We start from the raw sequence: 12,134 nt of genomic DNA, 5'->3' as shown, positions 1-12,134 counted from the left end.
TCCGTTTTAAAAGAAGAATATTCTATATTGGACGATTCTTCATGGGCCTATAACCTACCACAGGTAGGCAGGCTCAGTTGGTTAGGGTAACTGACTGGGACGCATAGTCCGGAGCGCGTAGCTTCATAATCAGTAAGTCCCTAAGTTTATTATATGGGCCTATAACTCAGTTGGTTAGAGTAACTGACTCATAATCAGTAAGTCCCAGGTTCGAGCCCTGGTGGGCCCACAATAAACCCGACCGTAAGGTTGGGTTTTTTTATACCTCATTATGGGCGAGAAGCGTGCCCCGTGGAGTGTGACGAGCACAGGGAGCCCTGGTGGGCCCACATAAAGCACAGCGAAAGAAGTTGTGCTTTTTTTTGTTTTATGAAAACCTACTGCTACATACTTTACAGCAAGTCGCTAAAAAAAGGATGAAGAGCTCAAAATTCATTGAAAATCTGATTCAGTATCCTGAATTGCAACAAAGACTACTAAATCACTACACGTAAAGTGTTCGTCCCGATAACTATCGGGACTGGTGGGCCCACAAACAGCAAGACCCTGCTATCTGGTAGGGTCTTGTTGCTTATGGAGATTTTAGGCGAGGGATTTATCCTCATTTTGACGAAGGAAGCATTTTATTAGGCAAGCATACCTTTTTTATCTGCTTTTTTCATGGTTTTATAATCATTTCAGCAAGGTTGAACTAAAGCAATGTAAACACTACTTCTTGGCATGTTCTAACGCCCCAACTTTGTAATCAGACAAACATCAATCACCCTTTATAGTTTCACTAAATAAAATATACATTTAACCCATGCCCGTATCATACATAACACACAAAGGAAGAAAAATTCTATATGTCGATTTTAAGGACATAAAATCCAAAGAAGCAGTTCTTACCAACATTGAGGAGATGAAAAAATTCTATCTGGAAGCAACAGATAAAATCTATTTGCTACTCGATGTAAGAGGTACATTTACGGATCCTGAAGTGATGGACAAGCTGAAACACTACGGCAAGCAATACTTCAGTGGAAGATCGAAAAAAAGAGCTGTTCTAGGTGTTAGTGGAATAAAAAAGATCATGCTTAAAGGTTATGCCATGGTAACAAAAACTGACGTACAGCCTTTTGATGATGAAGAAGAAGCAAAAGATTATTTAGCTTCATAATGCTGCCAGTTGTTTGATATCTGCAGAAATGTATCACATTATTTAAATCGATTGCATAGAATTCTACTTGCAGATTAAAATAGCTCATCATTCCTCCATAATTTTCCCACATGTTTCATTTTAATACTGAGCATGACGAGACATTCATATGACTATGGAGTAATAGGAAATTGCGCTTACACCGCACATATTCATAAAGACACCAATATTTCCTGGATGTGCTGGCCCAAATTTGATAGCAGTTTCATCTTTGGTAAAATGCTGGATCCTGAAAAGGGAGGAACTTTCTGCATATCGCCTTCAGAAGGAATCAAACGGACTCATCAGTATTATATTGAAAACACCAACATCCTGTGTACTGAAATTACCAGTGCTTCAGGATCTTATCGCGTTACAGATTTTGCTCCACGTTTTTTTCAACAAGATCGATACTTCAAGCCTTTGATGTTGATCCGAAAAATCGAACGGCTGGAAGGGTCTCCCAATCTGGTAGTTCGATGCAAACCCAAAGGAAATTACGGTGAAGTCACACCTGAGCCTAGTTTTGGCAGTAACCATATTCGGTTCCTGGGACTGGATTCGGCCGTCCGTTTGACCACCAACATTTCGCTCACACACATCCTGGATGAGCAAAGCTTCGTGTTGAACGAAACAAAATACATGGTGCTCACGTGGGGTCCACCATTAGAAGCAGCCCTAGAGGAAACCAGTGAATCATTTTTGATCAAAACAACCAAGTATTGGCAAGGCTGGATCAAATCAGCCAACATTGTCAATTTCTACCAGCGCAATGCCATCCGCTCGGCACTGATACTTAAAATCCATCAATATGAAGATACAGGAGCCATTGTAGCTGCTACCACCACCAGTTTGCCGGAAAGCCCAGACAGTACCCGAAACTGGGATTACCGTTTTTGCTGGATGCGTGATACCTACTACACACTAAATGCATTCAATAACATTGGCCACTTTGAGGAGTCTGAAAAGTATTTCCACTTTATTCTCAATACAACATCCGGGGAAAACGATCGATTCCAACCACTATATGGCATTGATGGCAGAAAAATATTAACTGAACAAGAACTACCCCTTCAGGGATACCTGGATAATCAGCCGGTGCGGATCGGAAATGATGCTTATACACATATTCAAAATGATGTTTATGGACAGGTGCTTGTCTCCCTCCTCCCACTTTTCAATGACATGCGGATCATCTTTGATGAGCGATACAATACACCAGAGCTGATCTACAAGACCCTAAAAATGATCGAAAAGACATTTGATGAGAAGGATGCCGGATTGTGGGAGTTTAGAAACCTGGCTCAACATCACTGCTACACATACTTGTTTCATTGGGCAGGAAGCAGTGCAGCAATCAAAATAGCACGAACACTCAAGGACAAAAAAATTGGAGAGCTGGCGACCAAACTCAAAGCGAGAGCAACTGAGATGATTGAAAAGTGCTATGTACCAAAGAAGAAAGCCTATGCTCAAGCTGTGGGCGTTGACCGAATGGATGCAAGTAACCTTCAGCTCATCCTGATGAATTACCTGCCCGGACATACACAAGCGGCTAAAGATCACCTGAAAGCGATGGAGAAAGAACTACATGCTGGTGAAGGCCTGTTTTACAGGTATTTACACGAAGATGATTTTGGAAAGCCTGAGAGCACATTCCTTATTTGCGCCTTTTGGTATGTGGAAGCGTTAGCTTGTGTTGGTCGTATTGATGAAGCACTCACTTTCTTCCAGAAATTGAATGAGTACAGCAACCATCTAGGGCTACTAAGTGAAGATGTAAATGCAAAAGATGGCAGCATGTGGGGTAATTTTCCGCAGGCCTACAGTCACGTTGGACTTCTCAATGCCGCAAGCAGAATTTCACGAAAACTGGACAAGCCTGACTTTATTGATTAGCCAAAGATTCAAGGAGCTCTCTGACATCATGATAATCCTTCACCCGGTATTTAGCTGAGCTGGATGCAGCACCAACTTTTACCGTAAAAGCTTTGGGTGGCATGGCCTTAAACGTATCCTCATCCGTCCAGTCATCTCCACAGGCTAAGAAGAAATCAAAGCTGTTTTTCTTGATCCATGAAGCTGCTGCTATTCCTTTATTTACGTTTGAGTTTTTCACCTCGATCACTTTATCACCCTCCTGAACCTGTATGTCTCTTTCAGCAGAAACGTACTTCAAATGACTGGTAAGCTCCCTGGACCTCAACTCTCCAAGTCCAGTTTCTACTTTTCGATAATGCCAAACCAATGAGTAATCCTTCTTCTCGATGAAGGATCCCGGTGTTCGGTTCACATAATTTTCAAGAATGCTGTGTATTTCATCCTGCCAACTGTTATCCACTTCTACAAACTTCTTCCACTTTCCCTGATGTTTTTTGTGCCAAACCCCATGCTCAGCAATAAAATCCACAGGAAATTCAGAAAGCCATTTATATAATATCTCCTTGTCTCTTCCACTAATGATGACCACTCTATTCTTTTCATCTGCACATAAACCGGCAATGATTTTCTTTAGCTCCTTGTCTGGTTTAGAGTCTAGCGGATTGGCATTGAAACCAACCAATGTGCCGTCATAGTCCAGGAAGAGCACCCGCTTTTTGGTTTTGTTATAGCTAGCCAGCAATTCTTCTTTTACTGATTCTGTTAAAGGCTTGGTTTGTAGGTTTTCCTGCTCCTCTTTCACATGGTTCAAGCGCTGCATAAAAAGCTTCACCCACGCATGTATGTTGTATCGCTGGAGTGATTTCTGCATGATCTCCATTCTAGAAACCTGTTCAGACTCAGGCATGGTAAGTGCCTCTTTTAAAGCTTTTACATGCTGCCCCTCATCATTCGGGTTAATCAAAATAGCATCAGAGAGCTCTTTCGAAGATCCCGCCATCTCACTAAGGATCAAAACTCCTTTCTTATCGAGCTTACTCGCAATGTATTCCTTACAAACCAGGTTCATACCATCACGCATCGGTGTGACGAGCGCCACATTAGCCATCCTGTAAAAAGCACTCAGTGCATGTAACGGAAAACTTCTATAGAAATAGTGAATAGGTGCCCAATTTATTCTACCGAATTTCCCGTTTATTCGTCCCACCAGAAGTTCTATTTCCGATTTCAGGTTTGCATACATAGGAACCGTATCACGAGAAGGCACTACCACCATGAGCAAAGAAACTTTGCCAAGAAATTCTTCATTCTCCGTTAGGAACATTTCGAAGGCCTTTAGGCGCTCCGGAATCCCTTTCGAGTAATCCAGCCGATCTATGGACAATACCACCCTTACATCCCCAAGGGAAGTGCGGTACCGAACCTCTCTCGCCAGCGTATCCGGATGGGACGCTACTTCAGCATATTTGTCATAATCGATACCCATAGGTAAGGCATCAGCCATAACCAATCGGTTTCCCACTTTCATCTGCCCGTTGGTATTGCCTATCCCTGCCAGTCGATTAACTGATGAAAGAAAGTGACGCATATCATCATAAGTATGAAATCCAATAAAGTCAGATCCAAGCATACCCTCCAAAAGCTCACGCCTCCACGGCAAGAGTCTAAAAGATTCGAATGATGGAAATGGGATATGAAGGAAGAATCCTATGCTGATATTGGGATACAATTCACGAATCATCGAAGGCAGGAGTAACAGCTGATAATCATGAACCCAGACAGTATCACCCTCCTCAATCAATCTCTCCAGTTCTTTCGCAAACTTTCGGTTTACCCGCTGATAGGCATTCCAAAAAACATCATCATAAATGATATACTGATTGAAATAATGAAAATTTGGCCACAGCGTCTCATTACTAAAACCCTCATAATATTCTTCTATGTCAGCTTTCGTTAAGAATACCGGGTGCATATTAAGTTCATTGAGGTGTCTCGTTACCTCCTCACGCTCTTCCGCCTTATTTACGGGCAATCCCGGCCACCCTAACCAAATATTATCTCCTTCTTTGTATACAGATCCTAATCCAGTCGCCAGACCTCCCTCACTCGGCTTGTACTCAAATAACTGATTCTCACGTTGAATCTTTACAGGAAGACGATTGGAAACGATGATCGTTTTAGGCATAATTCATATAATGATATGAAGAAAAGTTACTAAACTTCACTCATAGAATGCCTTTCATCCATTCTTTTAATGATTTGAATCACAAGAATTAGCAAAGTGAAATCCTATTAATTCGAATGTATGCGCAGATTAAGAACTAAAAAAGGTACACTTGATTAGGTGTACCTTTTCTAACATTAAAAGGCTTACGACTATTTCTTAAAAACTCGCTGAGTAACCTCTTGATCTCCTTGCAATACATGAAGCAGATATATTCCATTTTTGAGAACACTCAAATCCAATTTTATATCAACAGCTGCCTTAGCTTTACTCAAATGCTTTAGAAGCAACACTTTTCCGCTCATATCTGTCAGCTTCAGCATGGTTTCAGTTTCAGAATCCTCCAGTCGCACATTTAAGACATCAACCACCGGATTAGGGAAGAACATCAGCTCTTCAATGATTTCAGCATGTTGTGCCTGATCCACTTCAGCTTGTCCTAATGCTATAAGTTCGGTAATAGAACCTGCCGAACGTGCACCACCCGTGTTGATCCCGGTAACAGTGATTTCATCCAAGTATATATCGTCCCCATTTCCTGATGCATCACATCTAAATCTAATTTTCATATTATTAGCAAAATTCACACTGGAAGGATCTACAACTACCGTTGCAGCGTAGAACGTATTATTATTAAAATCCGTACCTCTGGCAAAGGTTGCTACAGTCACATAGGATGATCCATCATACATCTGAACCCAGAAGTCCTCGCCATTTTCCATAGAAATAGCCAGGAAATTGAAATCTATACGTACCTGATCAAACGCAGTAATATCAATGCCATTTGTGTATGTTATAACAGAGGAGCTGGTATTATCCTGAATACCAGCAGATGCAGTGCCTGCAAAGGCCCTGGATGCATCTGTTGAGCGATAGGCATCCTTGCCTCCATCAGAAAAATTGCCCCATCCAGACTCAAAGCCATCATAAGAAAGAACTGTCTCTCCGGAAGTGACTGCTTCTCCCGTAATTGATACAACTGAAGATGTGTTCACCGCACCCTCATTGTCAGTAGCATTGGCAGTAAGCGAGTAGGTGCCTACTCCTACCGTCCAGTTCATCGAGTATGGGGATGATGCGTCCACACCGATTGAAACACCATCTACAAAAAACTCGACAGATGTAACTGAACCATCTGCATCGCTGGCACTGGCAGTAATGACCACATTATCACCATCATTGTAGGTGGTTCCATCAGCAGGTGAAGTAATGGATACAGTGGGAGCTGTATTTGGAACATCCTCCCCATACCTTAATCCTAGACCAGCAGCATTATCTGTTCCAAAAGAAGTCCACTCAGAAGTCGTATATGTATCATTTGGAGCATTGATCGCATCGTTTCTACGAAGAGTAACATCCTGGGCATAGGTTGCAGCGCTATTAAACGTTCCGAGGATATCGATAAGTGTCCCATCTTTAAAAAGCCCTACCGCATCATTTCCGTTAAAGGTCAGTTCTGAGTTTCCTCCGGTATAATCTGCTTTAGAAAGAATATCAGAATTAGCAGAAGCATTTGCAAGAACATAAACTTCACCATCATTTAACGTTCCGCTTAATGCAATTCCTCCAGACCAGCTCCCGGAACCATTCGTCTGCTTTTTAATTTCATAACCAGCCATACTAACAGCTGAACCTGAAGTGTTAGCGACTTCCAATGCTTTGTTGTATGAGCTTCCTTCGATGTATTCAGAAAAGTAAAGCACACCAGTAGCGGCAGGCGCCTCCCCAGTGATGTTAACAGTCACAGAATTGGTTGTAGCGCTTCCATCGTCTGTGGCTGTTGCTGTAATGTTCATGCTTCCTTCAATAGCAGTAAAAGAGCTGCTGTAAGGTGCAGAAGTATCCACGCCAACAGAGCTGCCGTTTACAAAGAATTCCACAGACGTCACCATCCCATCTGAGTCACTTGCATCTGCAGTAACAGTTACAAGATCACCGGATGTTACTGTCGATCCATTTGCAGGCGCAGTGATGCTGACAGTAGGTGCCTGGTTTGGAGGTGCGACATTCATTGTATGTGAACCCAGGTGACTGAAATCATCCGTAGCATAGGAAGTCCATTCAGAGGTAGTATAGGCTGTGTTAGGACTGGTTACGTCTGCATTTCTCACCAAGGTCACATTTTGACCATAAGTAGCTGTACTATTAAACACTCCTATTGCATCAATAAGTACCCCAGATTTATGAAGCGATAAGGCATCATTGCCATTGAAGGTCAACTCGGTAGAAGTACCGGTATAATCAGCTTCTGCTAAGATCGCAGCTGATGCGGATGAGTGAGCAAGCACATAGACGTCACCATCAGCCAACGTACCAGAAAGCGTTATTCCACCTGACCAGCTGCCCGATCCGTTTGTTTGCTTTTTTACCACATACGAGGAAAGATCAACGTTCGCTCCAGTGAAGTTAGCTATCTCGATTGCCTTATTGTAAGATGAGCCTTCGATATACTCCGAGAATAATAAGTCGGTAGCACTTCCTCCTCCTGAAGAAGCTGTATTTACCGTAATAGTGAAGCTTTGCATATCAACATCCGTTCCATCAGTTACCTCGAGGGTTACGGAGTGCGAACCCACTTCTGAGGTGGCCGGTGTTCCGGAAAGAGAGCCTGTTCCATTACCAGCATCGTTCAGTGTCAACCATGATGGCAATACGGGTGCCGAAAATGTCAATGTTCCGCTTCCACCGGAAGCTGTAATATTGTATGTGTACGATACGTTTTCTGTTGCTATTGTCACCGGAGTTGAAGTAAAGCCTGGGGTTGTTGGAGTTCCACTGCCCCAAATTGAGGTCACATATTCCGGATGATCAATGAATGGGTTCCTATTGCCCTGATATCCAAAGATGATGTCATTTCTAGCCTGCTCATATGCATCGACCGGATCCTGCTCATGCCATGTTAATAACACGGATAGTTTAGCATGGAGTGGCGATTTATCTGAAGAAGTAAGTAATGTTTCTGTTAATTCTAAGTCGGGCTCTCCAGCTTCTCCTTCATACCGTGTTGCCATGTAGAAAAGCATTCGAGCAACATCTCCTTTTACCGCATCCCGTGGTTCCCAGGTGAATGAAGTGGAGCCACCAGTGAATGAAGGTGTCGGGCCTGAATATTGGCCACTCGCATCGATGTATTGATCTGTAGCTTCATCAAAATTTCGATTGCTTCTCGCTGAATTAGTCGAAGCATCCTCCGCTCGTAGATGATGAACATCTGTCCCTGCCCCTGGTGATGTCCCAAAATCACCACGAGACTTTGCCCAAACATGTTCTCGGGTCCATCCATTACCGCCATCATATTCAGCTGCAGCATTCATGGAAAATGCGGAATATAAACCAATTACGTTATTGGAATTATTCGGATCTACATCTGTTTCTTTCAAAATATCCCAGGTATCTGTGGTGGATGCAGAATATGGATATTCGGTATGTCCCTTAATGATATTGTAAAGAGCTGTTTTTAGTTCAGCTCCATTTTTGCCCTGCGCTGCATCATAATAGCCTGCAGGAATCTGCGCCATCGACACACTGGTGCCAATAAGCAATAAAATGCCAAGAAATCTTCTCATAATTGTTTTGTTAGGTTGAGGGTTGTTACGGGTCTAAATTTAAGCAAATGAATCTGTTGTCAAATAAATTTCAAAGATTCTAAAGTAAAGGGATTGTTAAATTTTCAGACAAAAAGTGCTTCTAGATAGAATAAAACCTTGCGTTCAAGCTAATTAACCCTATATAATTCTGAGGTATAAATACCAACCAGGAGTTCCTCACATCAATTAATTTTGAAACATGCCAAATCAAGTAGCTATTAACCCGAAGCTTCCATCAGGAGGCACCAACATTTTTACCATCATGTCCAAGCTGGCCACTGAGCATAAGGCCATCAACCTGGGGCAGGGCTTCCCTGATTTTGAATGTGATGAGAAACTCAAAGACCTGGTAGCCAAGCATGTGAAAGGTGGAAAAAACCAATATGCTCCTCTGGCTGGCTTGCCAAAGCTAAACGAGACCTTAAGCAAAAAAATGGAGCATGTCTACGATATGTCCATTGATCCCAACACGCAAATCTGCGTGACGGCCGGAGCTACCCAGGCATTATACACCGCAATCATGGCATTTGTGAGTCCGGGAGATGAAGTAATCATCTTTGAGCCTGCATATGACTGTTATAAGCCACAAATCCAGTTGGCAGGTGGTACTGTAAAGCCGTATAACATGACCTATCCGGATTATGGAATTGACTGGAATAAGGTGAAAGACATGGTCAGTGAAAAAACAAGAATGATCGTTATCAATACGCCACACAATCCAAGTGGGACAGTGCTTAGTCAGACAGACATGCAGGCGCTGGAGGAAATCGTATCCGGCACCAACATCATTGTCTTAAGTGATGAAGTATATGAGCACCTGATCTTCGATGGTGAGGCTCATCAAAGCATCATGCGTTTGCCAAAGCTTTTTGAGCAGTCGATGGCCGTATTCTCTTTTGGTAAAACCCTTCATGCTACCGGATGGAAATTGGGTTACATCGTAGGACCCGAGTACCTGATCAAAGAGTTCAAGGCAATTCATCAATGGAATGTGTTTTGCACCAATTCGTTTGTGCAGTTTGCAGTTGCAGACTATTTGGCTGAACCTGAAAACTATGAATACCTGCCCTCCTTCTTTCAGGAGAAAAGAGATGCGATGAATAACTTTTTTAAGGATGTACCTCTACTTCCTAAAGTGGCAAAAGGGACCTATTTCCAAGCTTACGACTATTCTGATGTGAGTGACATGGATGATCTGGAGTTTGCCAAATATCTAACGTCGGAAATTGGTGTAGCAGCGATCCCTATGTCTCCATTTTATACCAATCCTCCGGGAGATAAGGTGATCCGTTTGTGCTTTGCTAAAAAAGAAGAAACCATTCAGGCTGCAGCAGAACGATTATTAAGGTTAAAGGGTTGATTCAAAAATGACACATTATTCTCCTCTGGGGAGGAGAGAGAAAGAGGTGGGTCTTAAGGAGTAGTCATTTTTGAAAAAGTTTGATTTAACCCACCCCTACCCCTCCCAGGAGGGGACTGAGTACGTCCCTACCTTCGGTGCATCGAACCACTCCAAGGAAGGGGAGTTGACTTATAACAAGAAGATTATTATTGAGTATTGATGTTAGAGGAAAATTTAGAAAGCACGTATTATTTTGATTATGAGCACCCAGCCATCCAAGAACTTGTGGCTGAGTTTAAGAATCCAAACCAGTCGGAAATTGAAAAAGCAAACCAACTATATCTAAAAGTTAGAGATGGTTGGAGGTACAACCCGTACGATATTAGCTTTCGAAAAGAAGCCTTAAAGTCCAGCACCATTGCTCAAAAAGATCACGGTCATTGCATCGATAAGTCGATTCTGTATATATCTGGACTGAGGGCTATGGGCATCCCGGCTAAGCTCCATCTGGCGAAGGTGAAAAATCACATTGCGGTAGATAGACTCACAGAAAAATTTGGCACCAACGAGTTGACCCCTCATGGAATGGTAGATGTTTATTTGAACGGAAAATGGGTGAAGGCCACCCCTGCTTTTAATAAGGAGTTGTGCATCAAAACAGGTGTAGAACCTTTAGAATTCAATGGGGAAGATGATTCTATTTTTCAGGAATTCAATGTCGAAGGAAAAGAATTCATGGAATACATCGATGATTACGGATCATTTTCAGATGTTCCGCTGGAATTCATTGAGCAAAACATGAAAGAGAATTATCCAAAGCTGGAGAGTCTTTTGAATGAGGCAGGTGAACTAAAATTGTAGCCTGAGATGCTTCGTTACCTCAGCATGACAACAAATTCCGAAGTGTCATCCTGAACGAAGTGAAGGATTTCATAGTTGAATGAAAGGAATAAATTTTTTAGGATTGAGATAAATCGAAACCTAAAAGAAAACTCATTCTTACTTTAAAGAAAAAACATGGCAGAAACCACACACTGGAAAGGATCTGACAAATACTTATGTGACCCAGAGTTGGCACAGGCATTCCACATGGCTCGAACCTTAGGGATGCCCTTACTCATCGAAGGTGAACCAGGCACAGGCAAAACGGAGCTTCCTATCCACTATGCAAAAGATAGAGGGTTAGATATTGAAGTCTATCCCGTTGGTTCAAAAAGTAATGTTGAACAGTTTGTAGCAAGATTTGATCATGTAAAGTATCTCCGAGACTCACAGATTGAGATACTCAATGCTCAAAGGGAAGAAAAAGGATTGGAAGCACGAATGACAAGCGATCGAAACCCGGAAAACCTGGGCGATTATGTGGTGAAAGGTCCTGCTGCTATCGCTTATAGCAAGCCTAATTCTGTATTACTGATCGATGAGATAGATAAAGCTCCGAGAGAGTTTCCAAACGATCTACTCTATGCGTTGAGTCACCGGAAATTCATCATGCCGGAATCCGGTGAGGTGATTGAGGTGTCCGAAGAGGATATGCCTGCTATTGTGATTACTTCAAACCGGGAACAGGAGTTACCAACGGCTTTCAAAGGCAGATGTATTTATCACTACATTGATTTTCCAGATAAAGAGGTAATGGAAAAGATTGTGGAGAAGCATCATCCGGGATTAGATGAAACCGTAGTTAAAGTAGCTCTGGATGTGTTCTACCACCTACGCAGACTTGGATTAGAACGATCTCCGACTACTCGGGAAATCCTGAATTGGCTGAAATACATGAGTGATGTTACGCCGAAGGAGGCAGTCAAAAAAATTGAAGGGTTAGAGGGAATTGGTGCCCTCATCAAAACGCAAACAGATTTGGAGCGTGTCAATCGGATGATTGGTGCCGACAACAACTTTGGCGGACCTTCGTGGAATTAA

At 42.5% G+C, this 12,134-nt stretch carries 7 protein-coding genes and 1 tRNA gene; 6 read left to right on the top strand and 2 right to left on the bottom strand.

Annotated elements, in window-relative coordinates:
• Positions 1–155 precede the first annotated feature (155 nt).
• The 3 genes from ACXAH9_RS05025 (at position 156) to ACXAH9_RS05015 (ending at position 3,076) form a co-directional block, all read left to right on the top strand.
• Positions 156–229, top strand: a tRNA-Ile gene (locus tag ACXAH9_RS05025).
• 573 nt (positions 230–802) lie between these two features.
• Entirely contained in the window at positions 803–1,159 is a 357-nt protein-coding gene (locus tag ACXAH9_RS05020; RefSeq protein WP_474893767.1) for a hypothetical protein, read from the top strand.
• A 132-nt stretch (positions 1,160–1,291) separates the two neighbouring features.
• A complete protein-coding gene (locus ACXAH9_RS05015; RefSeq protein ID WP_474893766.1) occupies positions 1,292–3,076 on the top strand; it encodes a glycoside hydrolase family 15 protein in 1,785 nt (594 codons plus the stop codon).
• Here the strand turns inward: ACXAH9_RS05015 and ACXAH9_RS05010 are convergent.
• Positions 3,066–5,243 (bottom strand): bifunctional alpha,alpha-trehalose-phosphate synthase (UDP-forming)/trehalose-phosphatase, encoded by a 2,178-nt coding sequence (locus ACXAH9_RS05010; protein WP_474893765.1) that lies wholly within the window; start codon positions 5,241–5,243, stop codon positions 3,066–3,068. The two genes, ACXAH9_RS05015 and ACXAH9_RS05010, sit on opposite strands and share 11 nt — an antisense overlap.
• 191 nt (positions 5,244–5,434) lie before the next feature.
• Complete coding sequence (locus ACXAH9_RS05005) at positions 5,435–8,848, bottom strand: endonuclease (RefSeq protein ID WP_474893764.1); 3,414 nt, start codon at positions 8,846–8,848, stop codon at positions 5,435–5,437.
• Positions 8,849–9,068: 220 nt separating this feature from the next.
• On the opposite strand from ACXAH9_RS05005, the gene ACXAH9_RS05000 reads away from it, so the two are divergent.
• The 3 genes from ACXAH9_RS05000 (at position 9,069) to ACXAH9_RS04990 (ending at position 12,134) form a co-directional block, all read left to right on the top strand.
• Positions 9,069–10,229 carry a methionine aminotransferase gene (locus ACXAH9_RS05000; protein WP_474893763.1) on the top strand — a complete coding sequence of 387 codons (1,161 nt, stop codon included), beginning with the start codon at positions 9,069–9,071 and terminating at the stop codon, positions 10,227–10,229.
• 201 nt (positions 10,230–10,430) lie between these two features.
• The gene (locus tag ACXAH9_RS04995; protein WP_474893762.1) at positions 10,431–11,072 is read left to right on the top strand and encodes a transglutaminase-like domain-containing protein; all 642 of its coding nucleotides are present in this window, start codon (positions 10,431–10,433) and stop codon (positions 11,070–11,072) included.
• Positions 11,073–11,228: 156 nt separating this feature from the next.
• Positions 11,229–12,134, top strand: coding sequence for an AAA family ATPase (locus tag ACXAH9_RS04990; protein ID WP_474893761.1), 906 nt, complete (start codon positions 11,229–11,231; stop codon positions 12,132–12,134).

It is taken from the genome of Ekhidna sp. ABH4_415, assembly GCF_056161305.1.
Note: the sequence above shows the minus strand (reverse complement) of the source record. Positions and strands in the feature narration are given on the sequence as shown.

Excerpts from the sequence above, each read along its gene's own strand:
- ACXAH9_RS05020 (WP_474893767.1), top strand. The coding sequence starts at position 803 with ATGCCCGTATCATACATAACACACAAAGGAAGAAAAATTCTATATGTC.
- ACXAH9_RS05015 (WP_474893766.1), top strand. The coding sequence starts at position 1,292 with ATGACGAGACATTCATATGACTATGGAGTAATAGGAAATTGCGCTTAC.
- ACXAH9_RS05010 (WP_474893765.1), bottom strand. The coding sequence starts at position 5,243 with ATGCCTAAAACGATCATCGTTTCCAATCGTCTTCCTGTAAAGATTCAA.
- ACXAH9_RS05005 (WP_474893764.1), bottom strand. The coding sequence starts at position 8,848 with ATGAGAAGATTTCTTGGCATTTTATTGCTTATTGGCACCAGTGTGTCG.
- ACXAH9_RS05000 (WP_474893763.1), top strand. The coding sequence starts at position 9,069 with ATGCCAAATCAAGTAGCTATTAACCCGAAGCTTCCATCAGGAGGCACC.
- ACXAH9_RS04995 (WP_474893762.1), top strand. The coding sequence starts at position 10,431 with ATGTTAGAGGAAAATTTAGAAAGCACGTATTATTTTGATTATGAGCAC.
- ACXAH9_RS04990 (WP_474893761.1), top strand. The coding sequence starts at position 11,229 with ATGGCAGAAACCACACACTGGAAAGGATCTGACAAATACTTATGTGAC.